Source organism: Kordia jejudonensis (assembly GCF_001005315.1).
Classification (GTDB): Bacteria; Bacteroidota; Bacteroidia; order Flavobacteriales; family Flavobacteriaceae; genus Kordia; species Kordia jejudonensis.
Map to the genome: position 1 here is coordinate 46,298 of NZ_LBMG01000026.1, position 25,831 is coordinate 72,128.

Annotated in this window: 27 protein-coding genes; 18 read left to right on the forward strand and 9 right to left on the reverse strand. The window is 33.8% G+C overall.

Annotated features, from left to right (window positions below; all coding sequences use genetic code 11):
• The first annotated feature begins 156 nt into the window (after window positions 1-156).
• Window positions 157-1,791: a CTP synthase gene (locus tag AA089_RS13440; RefSeq protein ID WP_046757525.1), complete on the forward strand. Its 1,635-nt coding sequence runs from the start codon at window positions 157-159 to the stop codon at window positions 1,789-1,791.
• Between the two features lie 101 nt (window positions 1,792-1,892).
• Entirely contained in the window at window positions 1,893-3,812 is a 1,920-nt protein-coding gene (gene yidC, locus AA089_RS13445) for a membrane protein insertase YidC (protein WP_046757482.1), read from the forward strand.
• Window positions 3,813-4,273: 461 nt separating this feature from the next.
• Here yidC and AA089_RS13450 read toward each other — a convergent pair whose 3' ends face one another.
• Window positions 4,274-5,374 carry a glycoside hydrolase family 3 N-terminal domain-containing protein gene (locus AA089_RS13450; RefSeq protein WP_046757483.1) on the reverse strand — a complete coding sequence of 367 codons (1,101 nt, stop codon included), beginning with the start codon at window positions 5,372-5,374 and terminating at the stop codon, window positions 4,274-4,276.
• Between the two features lie 236 nt (window positions 5,375-5,610).
• Between AA089_RS13450 and AA089_RS13455 the strand changes: the two genes are divergently transcribed.
• From AA089_RS13455 to AA089_RS13470, 4 genes are all read left to right on the forward strand, one after another.
• Window positions 5,611-6,753 carry a carboxypeptidase-like regulatory domain-containing protein gene (locus AA089_RS13455; protein WP_046757484.1) on the forward strand — a complete coding sequence of 381 codons (1,143 nt, stop codon included), beginning with the start codon at window positions 5,611-5,613 and terminating at the stop codon, window positions 6,751-6,753.
• A 415-nt stretch (window positions 6,754-7,168) separates the two neighbouring features.
• Window positions 7,169-8,356: a tRNA 2-thiouridine(34) synthase MnmA gene (gene mnmA, locus AA089_RS13460; protein WP_046757485.1), complete on the forward strand. Its 1,188-nt coding sequence runs from the start codon at window positions 7,169-7,171 to the stop codon at window positions 8,354-8,356.
• Between the two features lie 241 nt (window positions 8,357-8,597).
• Complete coding sequence (locus tag AA089_RS13465) at window positions 8,598-10,217, forward strand: S8 family serine peptidase (protein ID WP_046757486.1); 1,620 nt, start codon at window positions 8,598-8,600, stop codon at window positions 10,215-10,217.
• A 3-nt stretch (window positions 10,218-10,220) separates the two neighbouring features.
• The gene (locus AA089_RS13470; protein WP_046757487.1) at window positions 10,221-11,180 is read left to right on the forward strand and encodes an NAD(P)H-dependent flavin oxidoreductase; all 960 of its coding nucleotides are present in this window, start codon (window positions 10,221-10,223) and stop codon (window positions 11,178-11,180) included.
• Window positions 11,181-11,436: 256 nt separating this feature from the next.
• Here the strand turns inward: AA089_RS13470 and AA089_RS13475 are convergent, their stop codons facing one another.
• Window positions 11,437-12,747, reverse strand: coding sequence for a DUF2314 domain-containing protein (locus AA089_RS13475; RefSeq protein ID WP_046757488.1), 1,311 nt, complete (start codon window positions 12,745-12,747; stop codon window positions 11,437-11,439).
• Between the two features lie 96 nt (window positions 12,748-12,843).
• On the opposite strand from AA089_RS13475, the gene AA089_RS13480 reads away from it, so the two are divergent.
• A complete protein-coding gene (locus AA089_RS13480; protein ID WP_046757489.1) occupies window positions 12,844-13,224 on the forward strand; it encodes a glyoxalase/bleomycin resistance/extradiol dioxygenase family protein in 381 nt (126 codons plus the stop codon).
• Between the two features lie 8 nt (window positions 13,225-13,232).
• Here the strand turns inward: AA089_RS13480 and AA089_RS13485 are convergent, their stop codons facing one another.
• Together AA089_RS13485 and AA089_RS13490 are read right to left on the reverse strand one after the other, a co-directional pair.
• Complete coding sequence (locus AA089_RS13485) at window positions 13,233-13,991, reverse strand: LytR/AlgR family response regulator transcription factor (protein WP_046757490.1); 759 nt, start codon at window positions 13,989-13,991, stop codon at window positions 13,233-13,235.
• Window positions 13,991-14,992 (reverse strand): LytS family sensor histidine kinase, encoded by a 1,002-nt coding sequence (locus AA089_RS13490; RefSeq protein WP_046757491.1) that lies wholly within the window; start codon window positions 14,990-14,992, stop codon window positions 13,991-13,993. Before AA089_RS13490 ends, AA089_RS13485 begins: the two co-directional genes overlap by 1 nt.
• A 203-nt stretch (window positions 14,993-15,195) precedes the next feature.
• Between AA089_RS13490 and AA089_RS24775 the strand changes: the two genes are divergently transcribed.
• On the forward strand, window positions 15,196-15,342 hold the full coding sequence (locus AA089_RS24775; protein WP_156169009.1) for a hypothetical protein: 147 nt from the start codon (window positions 15,196-15,198) through the stop codon (window positions 15,340-15,342).
• Window positions 15,343-15,369: 27 nt separating this feature from the next.
• On the forward strand, window positions 15,370-15,525 hold the full coding sequence (locus tag AA089_RS25455) for a hypothetical protein (protein WP_173427059.1): 156 nt from the start codon (window positions 15,370-15,372) through the stop codon (window positions 15,523-15,525).
• Between the two features lie 97 nt (window positions 15,526-15,622).
• On the opposite strand, the gene AA089_RS23720 is transcribed toward AA089_RS25455, so the two are convergent.
• The 3 genes from AA089_RS23720 to AA089_RS13505 all read right to left on the reverse strand — a co-directional run bounded on the left by AA089_RS23720 (window position 15,623) and on the right by AA089_RS13505 (window position 18,426).
• A complete protein-coding gene (locus AA089_RS23720) occupies window positions 15,623-16,348 on the reverse strand; it encodes a DUF6090 family protein (protein WP_053002402.1) in 726 nt (241 codons plus the stop codon).
• A gap of 137 nt (window positions 16,349-16,485) precedes the next feature.
• Window positions 16,486-17,310: a M23 family metallopeptidase gene (locus AA089_RS25760; protein ID WP_046757492.1), complete on the reverse strand. Its 825-nt coding sequence runs from the start codon at window positions 17,308-17,310 to the stop codon at window positions 16,486-16,488.
• Window positions 17,311-17,313: 3 nt separating this feature from the next.
• Window positions 17,314-18,426 (reverse strand): serine hydrolase, encoded by a 1,113-nt coding sequence (locus tag AA089_RS13505; RefSeq protein WP_046757493.1) that lies wholly within the window; start codon window positions 18,424-18,426, stop codon window positions 17,314-17,316.
• 185 nt (window positions 18,427-18,611) lie between these two features.
• Between AA089_RS13505 and AA089_RS13510 the strand changes: the two genes are divergently transcribed.
• On the forward strand, window positions 18,612-19,097 hold the full coding sequence (locus AA089_RS13510; protein ID WP_046757494.1) for a hypothetical protein: 486 nt from the start codon (window positions 18,612-18,614) through the stop codon (window positions 19,095-19,097).
• A 138-nt stretch (window positions 19,098-19,235) separates the two neighbouring features.
• Window positions 19,236-20,117 (forward strand): T9SS type A sorting domain-containing protein, encoded by an 882-nt coding sequence (locus AA089_RS13515; RefSeq protein ID WP_156169010.1) that lies wholly within the window; start codon window positions 19,236-19,238, stop codon window positions 20,115-20,117.
• A gap of 53 nt (window positions 20,118-20,170) precedes the next feature.
• On the opposite strand, the gene lysA is transcribed toward AA089_RS13515, so the two are convergent.
• A complete protein-coding gene (lysA, locus tag AA089_RS13520) occupies window positions 20,171-21,415 on the reverse strand; it encodes a diaminopimelate decarboxylase (protein WP_046757496.1) in 1,245 nt (414 codons plus the stop codon).
• Window positions 21,416-21,636: 221 nt separating this feature from the next.
• Here lysA and AA089_RS24780 point away from each other — a divergent pair, with 221 nt between their 5' ends.
• From AA089_RS24780 to sucC, 7 genes are all read left to right on the forward strand, one after another.
• Window positions 21,637-21,813, forward strand: a complete 177-nt coding sequence (locus AA089_RS24780; RefSeq protein WP_156169011.1) for a hypothetical protein — start codon at window positions 21,637-21,639, stop codon at window positions 21,811-21,813.
• 381 nt (window positions 21,814-22,194) lie between these two features.
• Window positions 22,195-22,389, forward strand: a complete 195-nt coding sequence (locus tag AA089_RS13525; RefSeq protein WP_046757497.1) for a hypothetical protein — start codon at window positions 22,195-22,197, stop codon at window positions 22,387-22,389.
• Between the two features lie 93 nt (window positions 22,390-22,482).
• The gene (locus tag AA089_RS13530) at window positions 22,483-22,662 is read left to right on the forward strand and encodes a hypothetical protein (RefSeq protein ID WP_046757498.1); all 180 of its coding nucleotides are present in this window, start codon (window positions 22,483-22,485) and stop codon (window positions 22,660-22,662) included.
• A gap of 30 nt (window positions 22,663-22,692) precedes the next feature.
• Window positions 22,693-22,932: a hypothetical protein gene (locus AA089_RS13535; protein ID WP_046757499.1), complete on the forward strand. Its 240-nt coding sequence runs from the start codon at window positions 22,693-22,695 to the stop codon at window positions 22,930-22,932.
• Between the two features lie 159 nt (window positions 22,933-23,091).
• Window positions 23,092-23,316, forward strand: coding sequence for a hypothetical protein (locus tag AA089_RS13540; RefSeq protein ID WP_046757500.1), 225 nt, complete (start codon window positions 23,092-23,094; stop codon window positions 23,314-23,316).
• Window positions 23,317-23,447: 131 nt separating this feature from the next.
• Window positions 23,448-23,684 carry a hypothetical protein gene (locus AA089_RS13545; protein ID WP_046757501.1) on the forward strand — a complete coding sequence of 79 codons (237 nt, stop codon included), beginning with the start codon at window positions 23,448-23,450 and terminating at the stop codon, window positions 23,682-23,684.
• Window positions 23,685-23,847: 163 nt separating this feature from the next.
• Window positions 23,848-25,041 (forward strand): ADP-forming succinate--CoA ligase subunit beta, encoded by a 1,194-nt coding sequence (sucC, locus tag AA089_RS13550; RefSeq protein WP_046757502.1) that lies wholly within the window; start codon window positions 23,848-23,850, stop codon window positions 25,039-25,041.
• A 96-nt stretch (window positions 25,042-25,137) separates the two neighbouring features.
• Here sucC and AA089_RS13555 read toward each other — a convergent pair whose 3' ends face one another.
• The gene (locus AA089_RS13555; protein ID WP_046757503.1) at window positions 25,138-25,785 is read right to left on the reverse strand and encodes a hypothetical protein; all 648 of its coding nucleotides are present in this window, start codon (window positions 25,783-25,785) and stop codon (window positions 25,138-25,140) included.
• Between the last annotated feature and the right edge of the window lie 46 nt (window positions 25,786-25,831).

The following is a 25,831-nucleotide window of genomic DNA, read 5'->3' on the forward strand; positions in this document are numbered from 1 at the left end:
AAATAAAATATACTTCGCTGATAATCAGGTTTTATCAGTAAAATAAACAAAGGTTGAATACACTTGAAAAATAGTTATTCAACCTTTATTGATTATGAATTCTTCTTTGTATTTTTGCCGCCGAATACACAACAACAACACAACACATTAGTACGAATGGCAAACACCAAATACATATTTGTTACGGGCGGTGTGACTTCTTCTTTAGGAAAAGGAATAATTGCGGCATCTTTGGCGAAATTGTTACAAGCAAGAGGTTACAGAACCACCATACAAAAACTAGATCCTTACATCAATGTCGATCCAGGAACGCTAAATCCGTATGAACATGGCGAATGTTATGTCACGGATGATGGCGCAGAAACAGACTTGGATTTAGGGCACTACGAACGATTCTTAAATGTTCCAACTTCTCAGGCAAACAACGTAACAACAGGACGTATCTACCAAAGTGTCATTGAAAAAGAACGAAGAGGAGAATTCTTAGGAAAAACGGTGCAAGTTGTACCACATATTACCAATGAAATCAAAGAACGAATTCAAATTCTTGGAAACTCAGGAAACTACGATATCGTCATCACTGAAATTGGTGGAACTGTCGGAGATATAGAATCTTTACCGTACATTGAAGCAGTTCGTCAACTACTATGGGAATTAGGCGAAAACAACGGAATTGTAATTCACTTAACACTAGTTCCGTACCTTTCTGCGGCTGGCGAATTAAAAACAAAGCCAACACAACATTCTGTCAAAACACTCATGGAAAGTGGAATAAAAGCAGACATATTAGTTTGTAGAACAGAACATGAATTATCGGAGGAATTACGTCACAAACTTGCCTTATTTTGCAATGTAAAACGTGAAGCAGTCATTCAATCCATTGATGCAAAAACCATTTACGATGTGCCAAACCTAATGCTTCAAGAAGGATTAGATTCGGTTGTCTTAAAAAAATTAGCATTAGTAGAAGAAGACAAACCAGATTTATCGCGTTGGAATAAATTTTTAACCAAACTTCAAAATCCAAAAAATGAAGTAAACATTGGTTTGGTTGGTAAATATGTTGAATTGCAAGATTCGTACAAATCAATCCTTGAAGCGTTTATTCACGCTGGAGCGGAAAACGAAATCAAAGTCAACGTAAAATCGATTCATTCGGAGTACATTACGGAAAAAGCCATTGCTGAAGATTTCAAAAACTTAGACGGAATCTTAGTAGCGCCAGGTTTTGGAGATCGTGGAATAGAAGGAAAAATAAGAGCTGTACAATATGCACGCGAACACAATGTTCCTTTCTTGGGAATCTGTTTAGGCATGCAAATGGCAGTCATAGAATTTGCTAGAAACGTCTTAGGACTAGAAAGTGCAAACTCTACGGAAATGAATCCGAAAACGGCAAGTCCAGTAATCAACTTAATGGAGGAGCAGAAAAATATAGAAGATAAAGGCGGAACCATGCGTTTAGGAGCGTGGGAATGTGAGTTGAAAGAAGGCAGTAAAGTACATGACATCTACGGGAAATCAATGATCTTAGAACGTCATCGCCATCGATATGAATTTAATAACGATTACAAAGAAAAAATAGAAACAGCAGGATTAATTGCTACAGGATTGAACCCAAAAACTGGATTAGTAGAAATAGTTGAATTGCCTTCTCATCCTTGGTTTGTAGGTGTTCAGTATCATCCAGAATACAAAAGTACAGTAGCAAATCCGCACCCATTATTTGTGGCTTTCGTAAAAGCAGCATTCATGCATTCAGAAAAAAAACAAAATGCCACTTTGGCATAAAAATGTAAATTGGGTACTTTTTTGAGTAACAAAAAAAGAAAAAAGGTGTCTATCCAATAGGTAGATGCCTTTTATATGAGATTAGCATAAATAACGATTAAATGGAAGAAAACAAGTTTGATTACAAACAATTTATAGGATTTGGGCTTTTGGCCTTAATTGGAGTTTTTTGGATAAACTCTATGCAACCTACTGAAGAAGAAGTTGCTGCACAGGAAGAAGCCGAAAAAGCAAAAACGGAGCAGGTTACTACTGAAACAGCAAATCCGAAAGCGGACGCAATTCAGGAAACTACAGTAGATTTAACAGATTCTATACAAGCCGCAAAATACAAAAGCAATGTTGGCGCATTTAGTTACAATGTCGGAAAAGTATCTTTGGACGACGTAACGACAATTGAAAACCAAGTACTTTCACTAAAAATAAGTAACAAAGGTGGACAAATTGTAGAAGCACACATCAAAGGACAAATAGTAAAAGGCGAATTTGAGGAACTAAAAACCTACGATTCTTTGCCTGTATATTTGGTTAAAGATGGAAACGCTTCTTTTGGAATCAACCTTACAACTGCCGACAATCGTTTGCTAAGTACAAAAGATTTACCTTTTGAACCTACGTACACTGAAAATGGAGACAGCAAAGTACTTTCGATGAAACTGAAAGTTGCGGCGGACAAATATCTAGAATACAGATATGAAATGAAGGATGATTACATGGTAGACTTTACCGTGCGTTCGCAAGGATTAAATGGAGTTGTCAACGTTAGTCAGCCAGTCAATATGGAGTGGAAGCTAAAAAGTTTCCGTCATGCGAAAAGTGTTACCTATGAAAATCGCTATACAGACTTGCATTACGAATATGATGATGGAAAAGACAGTTACTTAGGACAAGCCGAAGACGAAGAAAAAGTAAATGATGTGACGTGGTTAGGTTACAAACAACATTTCTTCTCATCAATCTTATTAACAGATACAGCATTCAAAACAGCAACACTGTCTACAAATAATATTGTAGATAGCGAAATGGCTGAAAAAGATGTAAAGTTCCTAAAAGAATTTGGCGCAACAATTCCGTTAGAATTAAAAGGAGGCGAACTCAACTATAACATGGACATTTACAACGGTCCAACAGATTATGACACGCTCACTGCATATGACAGAAACCTAGATGAAATCGTTCCTTTAGGTTGGGGAATCTTTGGTTGGATCAACCGTTTCTTCCTAATTCCACTATTTGGATTATTAAGTGCATTCTTGCCAGCAGGTATTGCGATTGTGGTGATGACGATATTAGTTCGATTATTACTATCGCCAGTAACCTACAAATCATACTTATCGCAAGCGAAGATGAAAGTAATTCGTCCAGAAATTACTGAAATCAACGAAAAGTACAAGGATGATGCAATGAAGAAGCAACAAGAAACAATGAAACTATACGGAAAAGCAGGTGTAAGTCCAATGGCAGGTTGTATTCCAGCATTAATGCAGATTCCTGTATTCTATGCACTTTTCATGTTCTTCCCATCGGCATTTGAATTGCGTCAAAAGAGTTTCTTGTGGGCAGAAGATTTATCATCCTATGATACCATTTATCAATTCCCAGAAGGATGGAGCATTCCATTATATGGAGATCACATCAGTTTATTCCCAATCTTAGCGTCTATTGCTATTTTCTTCTACATGCGTATGACAACAGGTCAGCAAATGATGTCGCAACAGCCAACGCAAGAAGGAATGCCAGACATGAGCAAAATGATGAAATACATGATGTATTTCTCTCCATTAATGATGTTATTCTTCTTCAACAACTACGCAAGTGGATTAAGTTTATACTATTTCGTATCGAACTTAATTACTATCGGAATCATGTTAGTCATTAAAAACTACATTATTGATGAAGAAAAAATTCACGCGAAAATAGAAGAGAACAAAAAGAAGCCTAAAAAGCAAAACCGTTTCCAAAAGAAAATGCAAGAAATGATGGAACAAGCAGAAGCGCAGAAAAAGGCAAACAAAAAGTAAATAGAATTTTTGATTGCTTCGCTGTTAGAAGTTAGACCGCGTACGCGTTTCTAGATTATCTTAGCTGAAGTAAATTTAAAGTAAAATATTCTAAAAGTATTTTTTAGAATCATAAGAAAAAGAGGCTGTCTGAAAAGCTAAATTTTCGTCAAGCCGAACTTGATTCGGTTTCTCATAATCATTGAAAATCAGTGTAATGAGATTCTGAATTAAATTCAGAATGACGTTTTTTTAAACTTTTTTAGACAACCTCTATTGGTTTTATAAATAGCATTCCTGTGAAAACAGAAATTCAAAAGGCAAGTAGTAAACTTAAATCGTTATTATTTCAAATCAACAACTTGTAAGTTCGAGCGCAGTCGAGAACCTAATCAAAACGAATAGTTCAATTAATTTCCATTGTATCTAACAGCGCAAAGCGCGATCTAACATCTAACAGCGAAGCGGTCTAACATCTCTTTTCACAATCCTTCCTTAAACTTCAAAATTCGTTGATACGAAGCATCAATTCGTTCCTTAGAAATCTTTCCATCTTCAACCAGTTGTTTTACAATCGCAATAATATCTTTGGGTAAAATCATATCGCGTCCTTTCATCGGAATATGATTTGAAAACATCAACACATCAACGCCAGCCAAAATTGCCATCTCAATAGATTTCTCAAAACCAAACTGATTCGCAATGGCTTTCATTTGCATATCATCCGAAAAAATAACACCTTCAAAGCCAATATCATCACGTAAATAATCAGTCATAATCTTCTTAGAAAGTGTCGCAGGCAACTTAGAATCATCAAGTTTTTCATTCACAATATGCGCCGTCATAATCGCATCTACATTGCCTTCATACAATAACTTTACATACGGAAACACTTCTTTCTGTTTCCAATACTTACTCACATCTGTTACATTATAATGTGAATCTTCTTTCGAGTTTCCATGTCCTGGAAAATGCTTCAAAACGGTCTTTACTCCAAAATACCGATGACTCGAAATCACTTGTCGTGCATGCTTAATCACATCTTTAGGATTTGTAGAAAATGCACGTTCATTTTTCCCAATTGGCGGATTTTCGCCATTATGAACATCTACAACAGGCGCGTAATTCACATTAATACCTAACAACAACAAATTGTGCGCAATAATATCACTAAAATATTTTGTGGAAGCTACATCATCAAGATCGCCCAAATACTTTGCAGAAACCGTTTCGGGAAAACCGTATTTCGCTTTCAAACGATTTACTTTTCCACCTTCTTCATCAATACTTACCAACAAAGGCAATGAAGCTTCTTTACGGAGCATTGTAATTAGTTTTTTCAATTTTTGTACCGACGCTTCTTGGGCAATATTCTTTTCATACAACAAAATACCGCCAAGTTGTTGTGCTTTAATTGCGGCAACGATCTCATTATTAGGCTGAATCACGGTATCTTTTCCAATCCCAAGCATAATCATTTGCCCAATCTTAACCTCTAAACTATCAATCTTGCTATTTTGCGAAAATCCTTTTGGAAACACAAAAAAGTAACACGCAACCACAATCAAAAATCTATACTTCATATTTCTATAACTATTTCAATAAAATCGAATATACAGCAAAATCTACCAATTCCATAAAAAACGTATGTATCATTGGTTTTATTTCAAGAAAAATATTCGTGTCACAAAAAAATCGTATAAGCCAATAGGGGAAAAACAGTTTTTAAATTGTTTTAATACAAAACGCCATCACTTTAACCATTTGTTATATAAGGTGTTATAGTTTTCTAAAGAAACAATCAAAACCGATATACAATATGAAATTCCAAAAACTAACCCTTCTATTACTTGCAATTACCTTCTTTACGGCTTGTGATAAAGACAATGAACCAGCTCCATTAGCAGAAAGTAGTATTTCAGGAAAATTTTTAGCACCAAACAATGTAGATCCTATTGTAAATGCTGTTGTTACCGCAAGTAAAGACGGTAATGTCGTTGCCGAAACATACTCTGGAACCGACGGAAGTTTTACACTTACAAACCTAACTGTAGGCGAATATGAAGTGTCATTGCAAAAAGGATTGTTCAGTTCGGCAAGAACCGTAGAAGTAGCCGAAGATGACGACGTTCAAATTCCTAACATTCCGATAGAATCATTTCCAAGAATTGGAGTAGTAAAAGGAGTATACGATAATATAGAATCAATACTATACGACATCGGTTTGGTAAACCCAATTACACAAGAACCTTTATTTGATATCATTCAAGGAAATGGTATAGGAAGACCATTAGCAACTACAGGACATCACGGACATCATCATGATGAGCCAGGAATGTTTTCTCCTGAAGATGGAACCAATTTAGTGCCAAATGTAAGCTTTACGTTTGCAGATTTAGTAGCTTCTCCTGATATGTTGGCCGAATACGACATCATTTTCTTAAACTGTGGTTTAAGTGAAAGTTATACTCAGTTTAATGCAAATATTTTAGACTATGTAACCAATGGAGGAATCTTATATGCAACGGATTTCGCATTCAAATATGTGCAAGGAATCTCAGATGGACCAGCATACATTGACTTTTTAGACAATGAAAAAAGTGGACAATCATTGTCTACGGAAGCAACTATTTTTGATCAAGATTTAATCGATTGGTTGCAAATAAACTTTGGAATTACTTTAAATAATAATGATACAATTTTGTTGGACGAATTTTTGCCAGGATGGCAAGTTGTCGACAGTGCAAATGATGCAACGGTAATTAGTTGGTTTAACGGACCAGTTGAATTCCGCGACAACAGCAACAACTCAGTGCAACAAAACAAAGACTTAGCGTTTACATTTCTAGTTGGAGAAGGCGGCGTATTCTATTCATCATTTCATACGGAAAATCACGACGATGGATTTAGTACGGTGGATCGACTTCTCGAATATTTAGTATTTGAATTGTCTGCGCTATAATTATCTTGATATGATACGAAAAGCCTGAATGTTTCTTTCGCATTCAGGCTTTTTAATTTTAGTAAAATTCACGATTGTGAAGTCCGAAAGACGAACACAATTGTGTAAATAGAACTAATCCCGCTGTATAGCGAAATCTTTAAAATATAGCCGAAAAAGTTTATTTCAAACTCAGTCAAATCCATTTTTTACATTCAATTTTATTAAAAATACGCTTCCCACAAAACCACTCAGAAAAAAGCGAAAAAGATAGTATCTTTGTCAGCAATACATATATCATACGTCTTAAGTAAGATGAAATCTGAAATGTACTTCATACATTCATGAAAAATAAATAAGTGACATGGAGCGCAGTTGAGATTCTCAATATAAAATCAATCGTAAGGACAGTGATAAACAAGCGAACGAAATAAAAATGAAACGAGTAATAGTAGGACTTTCTGGCGGAGTAGATTCAAGTGTAACCGCATATCTTTTAAAAGAACAAGGATATGAAGTAATTGGACTATTCATGAAAAATTGGCACGACGATTCTGTGACCATTTCCGACGAATGTCCATGGTTAGAAGATAGCAATGACGCCTTAATAGTAGCAGACAAACTAGGAATTCCGTTCCAAACGGTAGATTTAAGCGAACAATACAAAGAACGCATCGTCGATTACATGTTCAATGAATATGAAAAAGGACGAACGCCAAATCCGGATGTACTCTGTAATCGTGAAATAAAATTCGATGTTTTTCTGAAAATAGCATTAGACTTAGGTGCTGATTATGTTGCAACGGGTCATTATTGCAGAAAAGAAACCATCGAAAAAGATGGAAAAACCATTCATAAACTTCTAGCTGGAAAAGATGGAAACAAAGATCAATCGTATTTTCTTTGCCAACTTTCACAAGAACAATTAGAAAAATCATTATTTCCTATCGGAGAATTGACAAAGCCTGAAGTTCGCGAAATTGCCGCAAAAGCAAACTTAATTACTGCCGAAAAGAAGGATTCACAAGGTTTATGTTTCATAGGAAAAGTAAAACTGCCTGATTTTTTACAACAACAATTACAACCAAAAGAAGGTGTCATTGTTGAGGTGCCAAATGATATAGAAAGTTATCAAAAAGAATTGCCAACATTTGCAAACAAAGTTGAAGAGTTGGAGTTTTATGCACAAAAACATACCTACGCACTATCTGATGGAAAAATAGTTGGAAAACATCAAGGAGCGCATTACTTTACCAAAGGGCAACGCAAAGGTTTAGCCGTTGGCGGAACTGTAGAACCATTATTTGTCATAGAAACAGACGTAAAAGAAAACGTAATCTATACAGGACAAGGAAAAACGCATCCAGGACTATACAGACGAACACTCTTTGTAAAAGACGACGAATTGCATTGGGTTCGTGAAGATATGGCATTACAGCCAGATGAATCTATGGAAGTGATGGCGCGTATTCGTTACCGTCAACCATTACAAACAGCGTTGATTTATAAAATTGACGGCGGTGCATATGTAGATTTTGAAAATCCGCAAAGTGCCATCACGGAAGGACAATTTGTAGCTTGGTATTTAGAAGACGAATTAATAGGTTCAGGTGTGATTTCTTAGGGGAATTGAAGTTGAGTTTGAAATTGAATTTGAAAAGGTAAATATGTAGTAACAACTCAACGACTCAACAACTTGACAAAGAACAAAGAAAAAAGAAGAAAGAGCAGAGAACAAAGAATAAAGTTTAAGTTGTCATTAGAAGTTAGCAGAAATATCAAATTAACAACTCAACAACTCAACAACTCAACAACTCAACAACTCAACAACTTAACAAAGAACAGAGAACAAACCACAAAAGCCTATGAAAAAGCTAATCATCCTATCGTTTCTAGTAGTTTCAAGCTTCAGTTTTGCGCAAACACAACATGCTTGGGTATACTTTACCGATAAAGCTGATGTAGCAAATTCATTGGCGAATCCAACAACAATTCTCACACAAAAAGCCATCGATCGTAAAACAAATCACGGAGTTGCTATTGACGAACGCGATGTGCCTGTAAACGAATCCTATATCACACAAGTGAAAAACCAAACAGGAATTACAGTCAGAGCGAAATCAAAATGGTTCAACTGCGTACATGTCTTAGGAACGCAAACGGATATTGATAACTTACTCAACTTATCATTTGTAAATCAAATAGTATATGTCGATCGATCGTTAAATACAATGAATAGATCCGCAACTTCAAATACAATCAAAAAAACAGAAGACAAGTTTGAAACGCTTGTCATGTATAACTACGGAGACGGATCAAACCAAGCGGCAATGATCAAAATTGACAAACTACACGAACTCGATTACACAGGCGAAGGTGTCACAGTTGCCGTAATGGATAGCGGTTTCCCAAATGTAAATACGATGGCAGCTTTTCAACGTTTACGCGACAATGGCGATTTATTAAACGGATATGATTTTGTAGATAGAACTGCCGATGTGTATGCTTACACAGGAAACATGCACGGAACAACAGTTTTGTCAGATATGGCAGGATATGTAGATGGACAATTTGTAGGAACGGCGCCAGATGCAAGCTATTACTTATTCCGAACAGAAGATGCTGGAAGCGAAACGCCGCTGGAAGAATCAAACTGGGTAGAAGCGGCAGAACGCGCAGATAGCTTAGGTGTTGATGTGGTAAATACGTCATTAGGTTACAATCGTTTTGATGACAGTAGATACGATTATACTACGGCTGATATGGACGGAAATACAGCTTTCATTACCAAAGGCGCTAACATTGCTGTTGAAAAAGGAATGCTCATCGTAAACTCCGCAGGAAACTCTGGAAACGATGGCACTTGGGGAATCATTACTGCGCCAGCAGATGGAAATGGTTTTACCATTGGAGCTGTAGATCCTAGCGGGAATTATGCCACGTTTAGTTCACGCGGAAGAACACCAAATGTTCCTGTAAAACCAGATGTTGTAGCGCAAGGACAAAGTGTGTATGTCATTAGTTCTACAGGAAACATAGGAATCTCTAATGGAACTTCATTTTCATCGCCAATCATCGCAGGTGCAATGGCATGTTTGGTACAAGCATTTCCGAACAAAACGAATTTAGAATTGATGCAATTGGTGCGCGAATCGTCATCAATCTATGCAAATCCTACGATTCAATTAGGACACGGAATTCCAAATTTTGAATTGGCGTTTCAAACCTTATCAACTCCAGAAAGTTTAGATCCAGATGTGATTCAAGTCTTTCCAAATCCCGCGAAAGCGATTGTATATATCAACTTGCCTACATCTTCTAAAAATGTAACAATTACCTTAGGAACGTTGGTTGGAAAAACGATTCAAACACAGAAAATAGATGCAAACACTCACATAGATATCAGTCAATTAGCAGCCGGAATGTACTTGCTGCGGATTGAAGCAAACGGAACGCAATTGACCAAAAAACTTATAAAACAATAAAGCATGACTTTATTCGCACAGAATAGAATTACACAATTATACAATATAGAATATCCAATAATTCAAGGAGGAATGATTTGGGCAAGTGGTTGGCGATTGGCTTCTGCGGTCAGTAATGCTGGCGGATTAGGCTTACTTGGCGCAGGATCAATGTATCCAGATGTATTGCGAGAACACATTCAAAAATGTAAAAAAGCAACCGACAAACCGTTTGGCGTCAATGTACCAATGTTGTATCCGAATATTGAGGAAATCATGGATATTATTGTGGAAGAAGGCGTGAAGATTGTATTCACTTCGGCAGGAAATCCAAAAACATGGACGCCATTTTTGAAAGAAAACGGAATTACTGTTACGCATGTAGTCAGTAGTTCAAAATTTGCACTGAAATCACAAGATGCAGGCGTTGATGCTGTTGTGGCAGAAGGTTTTGAAGCTGGCGGACACAATGGAAGAGAGGAAACAACGACCTTAACATTAATTCCGACAGTAAAAGAAAAACTAGACATTCCATTAATTGCCGCAGGCGGAATTGGAAGTGGAAAAGCCATGCTAGCCGCACTAGTTTTAGGCGCAGATGGTGTACAAGTTGGAAGCCGATTTGTAGCAACGGACGAAGCATCTTCACATATAGAATTCAAAAAGCAAGTCGTGGCAGCAAAAGAAGGAAGCACAAAATTAATGCTGAAAGAATTAGCGCCAGTTCGATTGTTGAAAAATAAATTCTACGAAGATTTAGAAGAATTATACACAAAAGCACCAAGTATTGAAGAACTAAAAACATTATTAGGAAGAGCGCGCGCAAAACGCGGAATGTTTGAAGGCGATTTGGTAGAAGGCGAATTGGAAATTGGACAAGTTTCAGCGTTAATTCATGATATAAAACCTGCGGGAACTGTTGTCGCAGAAATGGTAGCTGAGTTTGAAAAAAGTCTAGCTTCTCTAGACTCGCTTCGCTTTTAGACTCGCTTCACTTTTGTATCGGCTTTGCCTCTTAGTAAGTGCGTAAGTTGTTAGCCTGTCAGTAGTTGAGTTTTCATTGGTGCATTTTCAAATTTTCAATTTGTTACATTAGAATAGATCGCTTGGTTTTGTTTTATCTATCTGTCATTCAGCACTTGATGCGGAATCCACATATACGAATTACAGTAAGATGATTCAGCTAACACTCCAAGAGTCTAATTATCGATACATCCAAAAAATCTAAGAAGTTTAGACCTCAATTTCCATATTTTTGAATCAACTTTCCTGTTTCATTTCCTTCCATAGTTCCGTCAGCTTTGTATAAAATATAATCAAAAACGTCCGCTTGTTGTACCGTAACTTTTGCTCCAGATTTTAAATTTTTAATATAATAAGGATCATTTTGTAGAATTCCTTCAATCGTTTCATCTTTCCAACGGATGACTTCAATCCACATCCATTCGTTTCCGCCTTCATCAGTAGTAAAAGGTGCTTTTAGGAGTAGTGATTCAGTATCTAATCCTTTGTTAAAAAGTCTTTTTAGCGCAGGCAAACGTTGTTTTGCACGTTCGCTAGCAGCTTCAATTTCTTTGTTATGATTTACATGAGTGATTGCATCTTCAGCACCAAAAAGATTGGTGTAAATTTCGTTTTCATAGGCTTGGGTATTATCATATCCTTTTGCATCAAAATCAACTTTATGAATCGTATTCATAGGATCGCCTTCTTGCATTGGAATAGAAGTTTTGAATGCAATAGTAGCTTTTTTCTTGGCATTCTCAAATACAATAGAAGGAATCACACGTTGAAATTCTGAGTTCTTAATCGCGTCTAAATGAACCACTAAACTTTCATTTTCAATACGTTTGCCTTCTACTAATAATTGTGCAATTATCATAAGAAGCTGACTCGCATTTGTTGCGTTTAAACAGGGAGAATCTTCAATGACCAAATCGGGCAATCCTAAACGTTGCATGCCCAAAGTGATGGAACGACAATATTCTGTATCTCTGTACGTGTGCAGCATGAGTAGTTTTAAGGCATTCGGAAGACCATTTTCCCAAGCGTCAATACGATTTTTTTTCCAAGTTTCAGATGAAAAATAGGCTCTTACTTCTCCATCATACACCACATATTTTGTGTTTTTAATTTTTTTGTAAACCCAATCAAATAATTTCTTTGAATGTGTAAATGCATTTTTTCGTTGATAGTAAAACACACAAATAAACGCATTTTTCGAAGCAATCAATTCTTCTTTTTTTGTCTTGCTAAATCCGTCTGCGAAATAAGATAAATACTCCATCGTATGTACTGGATAATCTATAGAAACATCTGAAATTGCTTCTACATACGCCATGGTACCATCAATATTTCCTTTTGGCGGTTCGTCAACGAATTTTATCTCAGGAAAAATAGTTTTTAGCTCTTTTTTCATAGTGGCTTCATCAAGTTGTTGATCCATAGTATACAAGCCAAATTCTGAAAGAACGGCTTCAGTTTCCAGACTATGCTGTGCTAAGATTCCATATGAATTTAGTAACAAGAAGCAAAAGAAAAGATATTTCATAACACACGTATTATACAGAATTAAAGATACCTTTTTATGTGTTAAAAAGAAATCTTATTTAAAAAATACTATCTTTAAGTAGATGAAATTCAATATATGAAAGCAACAACACAGTTTTTGAGCGTGCATCCAGTTTTGGCTGTAAAAGATGTATTAGCCGCCTTGGGATTTTATGTAAATAAACTCGGTTTTGAAGTTGCTTTTGCAGATCATAAAACCAATCCTATGTATGCAGGAATCAGGCGTGGAAATGTAGAAATCCACTTGCAATGGCATTGTGCTTCCGAGTGGGAACATCATATTGATCGCCCAATGTTACGATTTGTTGTCTTAAATACACAAGCATTATTTGATGAATACAAAACAAAAGATGTATTTCACGAAAATACTTCCTTAAAGGAAACTACATGGGGAACTAAAGAATTTGCTTTTTACGATTTGGATATGAATGGTTTGACGTTTTATGAGGATAATTAAGAGTAATATTATTTTTTTTGTCTAAAAAAGGAAGCTAGTTTAGATATAAACGTTTGTTTTGCTTTTGTATTTATTTCAAATTGTTCTTTACTATGATGCAATGTAATTTCAGTACTAACCCTTGATTTTATATGCGATAAATTAATAATTGTTCTAGGTGTAATTTTTTCAAAGTTATGAGATGCTAGTTTTTTAGCAAGATCACTAATTGTCATACGAATATTTTCTATCAGAACTTCGTCTTCTTTTCCATAAATAGTGACATAGTTTTTTTTGGCTTGATAGTTCTTAATATTTTTTGCTGTAGTAATATAGAACGCATCTTTAATATCAAAAATATAATTACTATCGCCCGTTGAAAGCTGTATTTTATCTGTCAAATAATTTACGTTATTTTGAATTTTACCAATAATCTTTCTTTTTAATATATCTTCAAAAACTTCAATTTCAAACGGTTTGCTTAAATATCCTACTATGTCTAAGTTATTAATGATTTCTGTTTGTTTTCCCGTGGTAGAAGTTAAAAAAATGATCTTCTTTGCATTGGCAATTTTCTTAGCAATTTGTATTCCATTGTATACAGGCATTTGAAAATCTACAATTAATAGATCAAAAGAATCAGGATTGATTTCTTCAAATGCTTTTTTAGAGCTATGATAACTTGCAACATGCTTTAATTCATAATCACTAGCTATGCTATCAATTTTATTTTTAACATTTTTTAATGTATAAGTATCATCATCAATAAGTATATAGCGTATTTCCATTAAGAAAGTGATAATGTAAGTTTTGAGATATATTGATTATTTGGCAAAAGATAGTGTTCTAGTGAACTATCGGGATAATATGTATCAATCAATTGTTCAAGAGCGTTTAAGCCAAATCCATCATCAATATCAGTTTTTATTTGATTCATTGGAACTTCATCAGCACTATTAACCAAACAGTAATCAATCTTTTCATTTTCTGTCTTTTTTAAAATTATGCTAATAAATGAATCTTCATCATTAAGTCTTCCATGTTTTAGTGCATTCTCTACAAATGGAAAAAATAATGTAGGTTTAATTTCTAAAGAGGTTTCTTGATCTACATCCAAAAAATTTTCAAATTTTATGTGAGCACTAGGTTTCAAGTATTGAATTAATTCCAAAAATATACGAATGTGTTCCAATTCTGTTTTTATAGAAATATGTGTTTTATTTAAAGCCGAAACATTGTAATCTAGGATTTTAAAGATACTTTTTAATGCTTTTATAGGTGGAATACCACTACTAGACTTTCCAATTTTGTAGTGAATTCCAAAAATAGTTTTATATTTTGTTTGAGCAATTTCTAGATCATTATAAATTTGGTTGATTATATTTTTTATAAAGTGAGCCCCTAATCGCGTATTATTTGCTTCTATTGTTTTATAGTTTGCAAATTTTTCGAAGGCTATTTTTTGGTTATTTATAGCTTTACCTAGTGTGACGATTTTCTTTTCTTTGTAATGAATTTGCTGTTTTAAAGCAGTAATTTTTTGTTCTTTCAAAAGAAGTTCATTAGTTAGCTTTTCAATATCTCTTATCTGTCTGCTATAACCACTTACTGCTTTTTGATTGTTAATAATATGATCTTTTAATTCATTATTGTCTTTTCTGTAATAACGTTTTTTATAAGCATTATAAATGTTTCTTAAAGTAATAAGGATTAAAAAAATGAGGAGAAGCCATATCAAAAATGTAAGTGTTTCATTCTCTGCGATCAAATCTTTATTGTTATTTATCATAAAATTACTTTCAATACTTTTTGTAAGCACTTACTTCTCTTTGTTGTCACAAAATAAGCTGATTTCATCCCAAATATAACCTGTCTATCCCAAAAAGTAAAATAAAATTTCTTTCTGTTTCATCTTTGATGTAAGAATAAGCGCTATTCTAAAATTTTAAAAGCTTTCAAAAGCAATAGTATTAATTTTTAAAATATAACATTATGAGTAAACAAAATCTCACTCTTATGACTACAGAAGATTTGAAGCGAATTAGGACTGCTATACTTAAGAAGAAGCCAATTCCACCAGACGATTTAGCATTTTTAAGGAGAATAGAAAAAGCTCTAAAAGATAGAGGAGAACTTTAATTAATAATAATTTAAACTTTTAAAATTATGAGTAAGCAAAAACAAGATCCTAGCGATGTAAATAGAGGAAATCAGTTGAATCCTAATAATGAAGAATTTCATAAAGTAAGAGAAGTTGATCCTAATGACAGCAATCGAGCAAATCAATTGAACCCTAATAATAAAGAATACAAGGGAAAATAATAATCTTTAAATTCTTAGATTTTAAAAAGACACATCTATGATTATTGATGTGTCTTTTGTTAATTAATTAAGAAAAGTCTAATAATTTTTAGAATCACTAATCTTCATTCAAACGTTTTTCTATACGTTCCAAAACAATTTTAGCATTTTCTTTATAGCTTTTAATTAAAAGTAAATGGTTTCCGTATGCCAATACATTGTAAGCAGCAACTCGTTTGCGATAATCTTCACTTGTTGAAAAGTATAAAATCATTTCGTCTGTTACGCTTCCTTGTGCCCAATCTACAAACCATGGAAATGCTTTAAAATCGTCTAAATTTTCTAAAACAACTTTTTCCAAGCGTTCGTTACTTTTATCAATATTTGGAATGAAAAGAGCATAAAACTGTGTCAAATCTGAAAAAAGACTGTCTTTTTCATTTGCTTGTGCATCAGTAACGCGTTTTAAAATATCAAAACCTTTCGTTTGAATGTTAAACGGTTGGTATAATGTTACTAAACTTCGGCTTCGTGGAAATTCATTAAAATTCTCAGGATTTACAACTTTGTCGATAATTTTTTCGCTTGTTTCCTGACTTACTTCAATGATTTTGATCAATTGCGTAGCGGCAATGGTGTCTCTTTTCAAATCAATAGCAATTGTTTTCAACGTATCTTTCAGTGTGTCTTTGGTCTTTCTATGTTCATTCCAATTGTTTACTTGTAACGCCAATAAAATTCCAATCATTACCAAAAGAATTTCTCCAATGGCATATAAAATATAGTTTTTAAACTTTTTTTGAGTGATAAGATTTTGACGAATTGATCTAAAAAATTTAAGCATGCAATCACTATTAAGTATTATTATTCTGAATCTTCGCTATTGTCCGATTTTGGAAAATTTTTATACAAGCGCATTCCTAATCTTGCAAAAAGAAGCACAGCAATGACCAATACAATATTAAAACTATCCATAGGTATTTATTTTTTTCTAGCGTATCGTTTCCCTTTTTTCAACTTCTTACCAACATAACCTTCAAACTGAATTGGCACAGATACATTTCCTTCTTCTTCAGTTGCTTTATGCACCACAAAATGCAAATGAGGAATTGTGGTAAATCCTGTCATTCCTGAAATTCCGATGATTTGTCCTCTTTTTACAATATCGCCTTTTTCTACCAACGCACCATTGAAATTTAAATGATAGTAGGAAGCAGTTGTTCCATCTTCATGTTGAATAATTACAAAATTACCATCATTTATAAACTTACGCGTACGTCCGTGTTTCTTTGAATTTTCTTTAATCAAAACCACTTTTCCTTCACGCGCTGCATAAATAGTATCGCCAATTTTTGTCCCAAAATCAAATGCATGATACGAACGAATATGATCATGTGAAAAATTACCGAAATTCCCTTGAATCAGTTTCTTTTTTCTTTTGTAAGGCAATAAATATACATAACTGTCATCATGTTTTACCGTATACGGATTGCTATATCCAATTGAAAATTTGAAATACTTATAAAAATTAAAACTCTTCTTTGTTGTATCAATAATACGTCTTGGAACTTTCATAAAGTTCGAAATTTTTTCAGCAGGTTTGATAACTATTTTCTTTTTGTAAATAATAGTACTTGCGCTAGAATTAATAGCGTTAATCTTAAAATACATTGGTGACAGCATATTATTTTTAATAGAAAATACTAGCGTATCTTTTGTAGAGTGAATCGTATCTTTTTTGATTGATACATGCTGTGCTTGACAGATTGAAATACTAAACAATAGTATGAATGTAAAGAATCTCATGGGTTACTTTTTTTGCTTGTTGAGGTAAAATTGATGAATTTGTCGTCCTAATTCAGCTAAAAACGGAATTCCAATTTCATCATATTCATACGTATCATCGTTAAATATTCGATTTTCATTCACATGAATTGTCGCTGTAACCGTAAACGAAATATTATTTTTTAAATCGATAATATGTGCGCAATCAGTTAAATAACCATACGCATATCCAACTTTATTGTAAATTTTAATATGATCGGGCATGGGTGTTTCCGAATCGCCAAACATGAAAAATTTCACATAACTATCATAGTATTCGTCATCCGTAAAACCTTGTTGTTTCGGTGTTTTGTGCATAACATCTAACAAAAATTCACGATCACTTTCTGTAATTTGAAATTGTTCAGATTCAGTATATTTTTCAGGAAACTGTATACGTTTCATCAATTCATGAAGTGTAGAAATTGGCAAGTAATTCTTCTTAGAAAAATCCATTTGCGCATTCACTAGAGTATCATTCTTGTAAAATCCTTTTCCCTTTTGAATTTTGTTTAGTTGTAAATGTTCAATCGTTTCATTTTCAATTGCTTGTCTGGAATATGCAATGCTGTCATTTTTATAAAAGGAAATTACTCTTGTCATACTATTATCAGCGTTTTGCGTGCCAACACGATGCGAAATTCGTGCTGGTTGCAACCCTTTTTTGAGTAATTTTTCATGAATTTCATCTTGTCCCAAAAATTCAAACAAACGATTGTATGCTTCATTATCACTGATGGCAAAAATTTTCTGAACTTCTTTTCTAATTGTAGTTTGTAAAGAATCATCTTTTACGCTAAGTAGAGAATTGCTATCAACCTCAGGAATTTCGTTCACTTTTTCCAACGCCAACAATGCTACAGGGAATTTTACGCTGCTTGCAGGATAAAAATACGTGTCATCATCAATCTGAAAACTAAAATCGTTTCCTTCTGAATCTGTCAACATGATTTGGACTTCATGTGCGTCCAAATTTTGCATTACTTTTTGAATCTTCTCTGAATCAGAAGCAAGGGCAACTTGTATAGGATCAATCATTTTTTCTTGCGTTGTACAACTAAAAAGTACTAAAAAAGGTAAAAGAAGTAATTTTTTCATCAAAATTTGGCTAGAATTGAATGTTTCTACAAGATACTATTTTATCCAAAGAGTAAAAATTTAAAAAACGGTTACACTTTATATCATTTTACGAGAAATGATTTAGACCGTAAATAAACCAACTTTTGTATCTTTGAAAGTATGCTTGGCGCGAAAATACGCAGTAAGATTTAACAATAAGAACTATGAAAATTCAGTTTACGGAAACACAAAAATTTTCACAATGGTGGCTTTGGTTGCTTCTAATTCCAATAGGAATCATGCCGATTTACGGAATGTACACGCAATTCGTACTTGGAGAATCGTTTGGAAGCAAACCTATGTCAGATACAGGATTGATTATAACTACAATTATAGTTTTTCTAATTATTGGATTGTTTCTCATCATGCGTTTAACAACAAAAATTGATGCTACAGGAATTCACATGCAGTATGTTCCTTTTATAAAAAAGAACGTCAAATGGCAAGAAATAAAAAGTGCGGAAGTTGTCAATTACGGATTTGTCGGTGGTTGGGGAATTCGCCTTTGGACAGCTTACGGAACCGTATACAATGTCAGTGGAAATAAAGGATTGGCAATAGAACTTATAAACGGAAAAAAGTTTTTAATCGGAACTCAAAAAGAAGCCGAACTTACGGAAGTGATTGAAAAATTGAATCAAGCTACCTAAGACTTTTCAAGCTAAAAAGTATGCGAAATGCAGTGCGTAATTTTGTAAATGCCTAAATTTCAATTAATTTCATGAAAGAATTCTATTATTTTGCAAGCAATCGTAGAATATGCTAAAAACACATTAAAACCAACCATTATGAAGAATACGCTGTTCCTTCTCTTTTTATGTCTAAGTTATATTTCTTCTGCGCAAGAATTTAGTGTAGAACTTTTTTTTCAAGATGCAGCAGGAAATCAAGATAGTGTTATTCTTGGATATGATGACAATGCAACTGATGATATCGATGCAGCTTTTAACGAAGTTAATATCATAACAACACCTTATACTACCGGTTTGGATGTAAGAATTAGTGATGAACTCAAAGCACGAATTACGTATCCTATTCCGCTTACGCCAACATATCATACAAAAAAACAAATATTTCGAAAAGATTGTCCTACAGACTTTACCATTCATGCTATTGATATTGTGACTGATCATTGGCCTGTTACGCTAACTTGGGATAATTCATTATTTAATGATGCTTGTAGAAATGGAACCGTTTTTACGAGTATAAGTCCAGGCGGATGGTGGGACACTTCTAGTCCAAGTGATTTTTCGAGTGGTTTTTGGCGTGTGCAGCTTCTAAATCAAACTCAAGTTGTTTTTGATGATAATACCTACTACACAGGCGCAAGTACTCCAAACTATTCATATACATCTGACGACAATAGAGTCGTGTCTGTTTTTTGGTTCACTTTTGGAAACGAATCACAATTGTTGAGTACCGAAGAAGAAAAGTTGTCCAATGTCGTTGTGTATCCAAATCCGACGTCGGATGAAGTGAAAATTGACCTTGGTACTATAAATTTAGAAGTAGATACCATAGCATTATTGGATATACACGGAAAACGTTCAAATGTGACGCTTGATAAAAATAATGTAATCCAATTGAAGCAGCGTAAAAGCGGAATTTATTTTGTGAAAATACGCTTTAAAAATGGTCAAACATTACTGAGAAAAATAATTAAGAAGTAACATAAAAAAAAAGTGTCTACGCTATATAGACACTTTTTCAACACTAAACTTTCCTAAGCATTCTTAGGAATTTTTTTCTCTTTCTTAGTCGTTGCTAAATTCACTTCCACTTGATTTCTTAAAATATCATCAAATGTTTCGCGCTTTCTGATCAAATGTGCTTCGTTTTCATACCACAACACTTCGGCAGGTCTGTACCGCGAATTGTAATTGCTTGCCATTGAAAAACAATAGGCGCCAGCATTATTAAACTTTAAAATATCGCCTTCACGGATTTCAGAAATGCGTCTATTATTTCCAAAAGTGTCTGTTTCGCAAATATATCCTACAACAGAATAATAACGTTCGCGACCTTCGGGATTGCTTATATTTTCTATATGATGATACGAATTGTACAACATTGGACGAATTAAGTGATTGAAGCCACTATCAATTCCTGCAAAAACCGTTGAAGTTGTCTGTTTTACCACGTTTACTTCTGCTAAAAAGTAGCCTGCTTCACTGACTAAAAACTTGCCAGGTTCAAAGTTGAGTGAGAGTTCTTTTCCGTAATTTTTACAAAATTCATTAAAACGTGTGCTCAATTTTTCGCCTAACTCTTCAATATTTGTTTGAATATCATCTTTCTTGTATGGTACTTTAAAACCGCTTCCAAAGTCAATAAAATCGAGGTTTTTAAAATTATTTGCGGTGTTGAATAAAATTTCTGAAGCATACAAAAACACGTCAATATCCAAAATATCACTTCCTGTATGCATGTGAATTCCGTTAATGTGCATTCCTGTCAATTCTACAATGCGTAGCACATGCGGAATTTGATGAATGGAAATTCCAAACTTCGAATCAATATGTCCCACAGAAATATTATGATTTCCACCAGCCATTACATGCGGATTGATACGAATACATACTGGAACTTCTGGATGTTTGCTTCCAAATTGTTCTAAAATAGAAAGATTGTCAATATTAATCTTAACGCCAAGTTGCGCTGCATGTTCAATTTCTCGTAGCGAAACACCATTTGGAGTGTACATAATGTCTTCGGCGCTAAAACCTGCGGCGAGTCCTAATTGTACTTCCTGAATAGAAACGGTGTCCAATCCTGCGCCAAGCGATTTCATTAATTTTAAAATACTAACGTTGGATAATGCTTTTACGGCATAATGGAGTTTCAAATTAGAAACATTCTTAAACGCGTTTGTCAGGCGTTCATATTGAGAAGTTATCTTGTGAGCGTCATACACATATGTTGGATTTCCATATGTTTGGGCGATTTGTAGTAAATCAGTTCGATTCATTTCTTTTGTTTTAACAGTTCAAAACTATAGTAAAATGAAATTACAATAAAGAAATGTATTTAAAAAATATAAAAATAACACAAAATGTTTTATTTGTAACAATTGCTGAATGTAGAAACTCAAAGCGAATATGCTAGAAATTCATAAAACACGAGTGCAAACAATTTTTAATTTGCAATGCTTATTTTATCTTAGAGCATTAATCATAAAATTTTAAAATCATGAAAAAAAGAAGTTTAAAAAATTTGACATTGAACAAGCAAAACATAAGTCAATTAGACTATAAAAAAGGTGGTCGTTTAGAACCTAGTGATGATTGTACAAAAAGTGGTTGTTCTTGTGTAAGTTGCAGACCAGATTCCTGCGATCCAATATTGGCAACCAGAAATGAATTGTAATATTTACAAACTTGTAACTATAGTAAAAACGAACTTCGGTTCGTTTTTTTGTTTTCAATACCTTTTGCTTCCTATACTTTCTTCTCTTAATGTATCAAAAAATACAAATTTCTACTACCGTGAATCATTTTTGAGGTAAATCTTATCTCAAAATCATGATATTTTTCGACACTTTGTACAATTATATAATATACAATAGATGAATGGAATCATATGACGATTTTGTCTGTGCTTAAAATTCAAAGTTATTATTTTCAGCATATTAAATTTGAATAAGCACTGTTTTTTATGATCGAATTTACATAAATACGACTGGCAATTCTTTTATTCAGCAGTTTCTATACCTATACTTGTTCTCAAGTTTAACATAAAATTTAAATCATGAAAAAAAAGAGTTTAAAAAATTTAAGCCTTAACAAAAAGTCGATTTCATTATTAGGTGAATTAACTATTAAAGGAGGAAATGAAGATGATTCAAATGCTTCTTACTTTTCTTGTATTACGGGAATTTGCAAAATTGATAGAGAAACTGATTTTTGCAATACTTGGTGGGGATGTTCTGCAATGGTTTGCTAATTCTATTCGCCTAAACATCACAATAATTTTCAATCTACGGTGTAAACAAATAATTACATCACACTTATTTTAACATTTTAAAACTAAAACAGTATGAAAAAAAGAAACTTAAATTCATTGACACTTAACAAAAAATCCATTTCAGACCTAAACATTAACGGAGGATTTAGGCAAGCAGATGAATCTGGAAATTCAAACAAAACACATGAAGCAGCATGTTCTAACTATATCTGTGATTCACGATTAGGCGGTTGTCCTTCTTATTATTGCTAATACTGATAACTCAAAATTTAAACTTATAATATGAAAAAAAAGAATCTTAAATCGTTACATCTGAATAAAAAATCTATTTCTAACCTTTTATCAAATGAAGTCAAAGGTGCACGTCTTGACGATTCAGGCGGAAGTGGAGGAATTGTATGTACAAATTATTCAATGTTCAATTCATGCCAAACAATTTGTCATTCAGACTTTTGTGAAACGAAATTTGCGTGTGATTCTCTTTGGGTAGACGGACTTTGTACAATATCTGATCATCTGTAAAATTTACAACGTTCATGTAAGGCGGACATTATAATTACAAATAGTAGAAAAGTGAGCAGCAATGTTCACTTTTTTTATGGAATAAAATCTATGGAAAAACCGTAATTATCTGATTGGCAATATGCTTACATTTATACATAACCAAAAATTATAGTACTCATGAAAAAAAAGAAACTTAATTCCTTACGTCTAAACAAACAGAGAATTAGTCAATTACACGACAAAAAAGGTGGCGCTCCAGGTCCAATTGACGTTGGACAAACTTTAAATGCATGTCTAACAGAATTTTGTGCAATCATATCTGTTTTAGTCTGTCCGCCACCACAAACACAATTTTGTACGGTAGAATGTGTAACACTCAATTGTACCTTCGTTAATTGCTAATACTATTGAATAGTAAGATAAAAAGTGAGCAGCAATGTTCGCTTTTTTTATGGAATGAAATCTACGGAAAAACCGTAACAGTTTGATTTTGAATATGCTTAACTTTAATTGTAATCAAAATAACAACGATCATGAAAAAAAAGAATTTAAAATTGTTAGCATTAAACAAAACAAAAATTAGTGAACTAGACGAAAAAACAGGAGGTTTATATAATACTGGAAATTGTATCACAGCAAGTGGCTGTAGTTGTTTTAGTTGCAGGCCTACAGCGTGTGGTTACGAATCGATAATTGTGTGTCCGCCACAGCCAACAGAGCAGTGTACTTTTATTACGTGTCCAGAACCGACAGGATTCGATATTCCGTAATTTGTAATCAAAAAAAAGAGAAAATTTTTAGTAAAAGCTTTGAATTTTAAAAGAGTTGTTCGTTGGAATGACTCTTTTGTTTTTTAATCCATCAAAAAGTAAAATTAATTGGGTTTAATGCTTTCGATTTTTTACATTTGTGCTCTATAAAAAACTTCGTAAAATGAATCTACACGAATACCAAGGAAAAGAAATATTAGCAAGTTTTGGCGTACGCGTTCAAAGAGGAAAAGTAGCTACTACACCAGCAGAAGCTGTTGCGGTTGCAAAGCAACTTACAGAAGAAACGGGAACAGGATGGCATGTGATTAAAGCACAAGTTCATGCTGGAGGACGTGGAAAAGGTGGAGGCGTGAAGCTTGCCAAAAATCTTCAAGAAGTAGAAGATATTGCTGGACAAATCATCGGAATGGATTTGGTAACACCACAAACGTCTGCGGAAGGAAAGCGTGTACATCAAGTTTTAATTGCTGAGGATGTGTATTATCCTGGCGATAGTGAACCGAATGAATTTTATATGTCTGTATTGTTAAATAGAGCTACAGGACGTAACATGATTATGTATTCTACAGAAGGTGGAATGGATATTGAAACCGTTGCTGAAGAAACGCCAGATTTAATTTTTACAGAAGAAATAGATCCTGCATTAGGACTGTTAGGTTTTCAAGCAAGAAGAGTTGCCTTCAACTTAGGACTAAGCGGAATGGCATTTAAAGAAATGACAAAATTCGTTTCTTCATTATACAAAGCATATGTTTCTTCAGATGCATCTTTATTTGAAATCAATCCTGTATTGAAAACATCTGATGATAAAATTATGGCAGTTGATGCTAAAGTAACGTTAGATGAAAATGCATTATTTCGTCACAAGGATTATGCAGCAATGCGCGATTTACGTGAGGAAAATCCAGTAGAAGTAGAAGCTAGAGAAGTAGGACTCAATTATGTAGATCTTGACGGAAACGTTGGTTGTATGGTAAATGGAGCTGGGTTGGCAATGGCAACTATGGATTTAATTAAGATGGCTGGTGGAGAACCTGCTAACTTTTTAGATGTTGGAGGAACTGCAGATGCAAAACGTGTTGAAGAAGCATTCAGACTTATCTTGAAAGACGATAATGTAAAAGCAATTTTGATCAATATTTTTGGTGGAATCGTTCGTTGCGATCGTGTAGCACAAGGTGTTGTTGATGCATACAAGAATATGGGCGACGCTATTAAAGTGCCAATCATTGTACGTTTGCAAGGAACAAATGCAGACATCGCGAAGGAATTAATTGATAGTTCTGGATTAGATGTTCAATCTGCGGTTGAATTCCAAGAAGCTGCGGATAAAGTACAAGCGGTTTTAGCATAAACTTTTGAGTGTAAAATAGTATTCAATTTATATATTTAAAAAGACCTTTCACGATGTTGTGAAAGGTCTTTTTTTATAAATTTTGAAATCAGCTATTTATTCCAATACATAAGCTTCCTTTACAACACCACCAATTCCTAGAGGATTCTTCATCCAAGAAATTCCAAACGCACGTCGTATTTTATATGTTTTACCCATGATATCTTGAATTCCATAACTACAATATGAAGCGTGCGCTCCTGAGCGAATTATAACGCTCTTATGATTTTTTATTTTTTTAATTCTGATTTTTTGTTTGCCCAGCGCTAGTAACTTGTGAGCAATTCTAGTCGGATAGCCTGAGTTTAAAAATTCAACGGCATGCATAAAACTAGTGATACATTTATCATTATAATTTTCTTTTTGTAGATATATCCTTTTTGCAATAATAGCATATAGCTTAATCGCTGTTTTATAGTATTCAGTATTTTCAATACTTTTTATTCCTGAAATATTTTTTACGATGTCAATTTCTTCTAAATTCACAGTCACATCAAAACCATCTCTATACTGTACATGAGTTTCAGTAGCTGTTTCTTCAAAAGAATTAAATATTCCTTCTATTGATTCAAACTGTACTAAAGCAGCTTTGATTAACGCAATAGTAACGCAATTTCCATTTTTATAATCATCTAAGCAGGCTTTTGTTTCAGGTCTTATAGTTACTTTTCCTTGATAAAAATCTTGTATAATTTTTTTCTCCATAAGAATTAAGTTTAAGAATATAAGTTGGTCTAATTTCGATTTACAA

What these genes read in the sequence shown, in the direction of transcription:
- yidC (WP_046757482.1), top strand. Translation starts at nt 1,893, where the DNA reads ATGGAAGAAAACAAGTTTGATTACAAACAATTTATAGGATTTGGGCTT.
- AA089_RS24775 (WP_156169009.1), top strand. Translation starts at nt 15,196, where the DNA reads ATGAGTAAACAAAATCTCACTCTTATGACTACAGAAGATTTGAAGCGA.
- AA089_RS13480 (WP_046757489.1), top strand. Translation starts at nt 12,844, where the DNA reads ATGAAAGCAACAACACAGTTTTTGAGCGTGCATCCAGTTTTGGCTGTA.
- AA089_RS24780 (WP_156169011.1), top strand. Translation starts at nt 21,637, where the DNA reads ATGAAAAAAAGAAGTTTAAAAAATTTGACATTGAACAAGCAAAACATA.
- lysA (WP_046757496.1), bottom strand. Translation starts at nt 21,415, where the DNA reads ATGAATCGAACTGATTTACTACAAATCGCCCAAACATATGGAAATCCA.
- AA089_RS13535 (WP_046757499.1), top strand. Translation starts at nt 22,693, where the DNA reads ATGAAAAAAAAGAATCTTAAATCGTTACATCTGAATAAAAAATCTATT.
- AA089_RS13475 (WP_046757488.1), bottom strand. Translation starts at nt 12,747, where the DNA reads ATGAAATATCTTTTCTTTTGCTTCTTGTTACTAAATTCATATGGAATC.
- AA089_RS13515 (WP_156169010.1), top strand. Translation starts at nt 19,236, where the DNA reads ATGAAGAATACGCTGTTCCTTCTCTTTTTATGTCTAAGTTATATTTCT.
- mnmA (WP_046757485.1), top strand. Translation starts at nt 7,169, where the DNA reads ATGAAACGAGTAATAGTAGGACTTTCTGGCGGAGTAGATTCAAGTGTA.
- AA089_RS13540 (WP_046757500.1), top strand. Translation starts at nt 23,092, where the DNA reads ATGAAAAAAAAGAAACTTAATTCCTTACGTCTAAACAAACAGAGAATT.
- AA089_RS23720 (WP_053002402.1), bottom strand. Translation starts at nt 16,348, where the DNA reads ATGCTTAAATTTTTTAGATCAATTCGTCAAAATCTTATCACTCAAAAA.
- AA089_RS13485 (WP_046757490.1), bottom strand. Translation starts at nt 13,991, where the DNA reads ATGGAAATACGCTATATACTTATTGATGATGATACTTATACATTAAAA.
- AA089_RS13530 (WP_046757498.1), top strand. Translation starts at nt 22,483, where the DNA reads ATGAAAAAAAGAAACTTAAATTCATTGACACTTAACAAAAAATCCATT.
- AA089_RS13450 (WP_046757483.1), bottom strand. Translation starts at nt 5,374, where the DNA reads ATGAAGTATAGATTTTTGATTGTGGTTGCGTGTTACTTTTTTGTGTTT.
- sucC (WP_046757502.1), top strand. Translation starts at nt 23,848, where the DNA reads ATGAATCTACACGAATACCAAGGAAAAGAAATATTAGCAAGTTTTGGC.
- AA089_RS25760 (WP_046757492.1), bottom strand. Translation starts at nt 17,310, where the DNA reads ATGAGATTCTTTACATTCATACTATTGTTTAGTATTTCAATCTGTCAA.
- AA089_RS13465 (WP_046757486.1), top strand. Translation starts at nt 8,598, where the DNA reads ATGAAAAAGCTAATCATCCTATCGTTTCTAGTAGTTTCAAGCTTCAGT.
- AA089_RS25455 (WP_173427059.1), top strand. Translation starts at nt 15,370, where the DNA reads ATGAGTAAGCAAAAACAAGATCCTAGCGATGTAAATAGAGGAAATCAG.
- AA089_RS13525 (WP_046757497.1), top strand. Translation starts at nt 22,195, where the DNA reads ATGAAAAAAAAGAGTTTAAAAAATTTAAGCCTTAACAAAAAGTCGATT.
- AA089_RS13455 (WP_046757484.1), top strand. Translation starts at nt 5,611, where the DNA reads ATGAAATTCCAAAAACTAACCCTTCTATTACTTGCAATTACCTTCTTT.
- AA089_RS13555 (WP_046757503.1), bottom strand. Translation starts at nt 25,785, where the DNA reads ATGGAGAAAAAAATTATACAAGATTTTTATCAAGGAAAAGTAACTATA.
- AA089_RS13490 (WP_046757491.1), bottom strand. Translation starts at nt 14,992, where the DNA reads ATGATAAATAACAATAAAGATTTGATCGCAGAGAATGAAACACTTACA.
- AA089_RS13470 (WP_046757487.1), top strand. Translation starts at nt 10,221, where the DNA reads ATGACTTTATTCGCACAGAATAGAATTACACAATTATACAATATAGAA.
- AA089_RS13510 (WP_046757494.1), top strand. Translation starts at nt 18,612, where the DNA reads ATGAAAATTCAGTTTACGGAAACACAAAAATTTTCACAATGGTGGCTT.
- AA089_RS13545 (WP_046757501.1), top strand. Translation starts at nt 23,448, where the DNA reads ATGAAAAAAAAGAATTTAAAATTGTTAGCATTAAACAAAACAAAAATT.
- AA089_RS13505 (WP_046757493.1), bottom strand. Translation starts at nt 18,426, where the DNA reads ATGAAAAAATTACTTCTTTTACCTTTTTTAGTACTTTTTAGTTGTACA.
- AA089_RS13440 (WP_046757525.1), top strand. Translation starts at nt 157, where the DNA reads ATGGCAAACACCAAATACATATTTGTTACGGGCGGTGTGACTTCTTCT.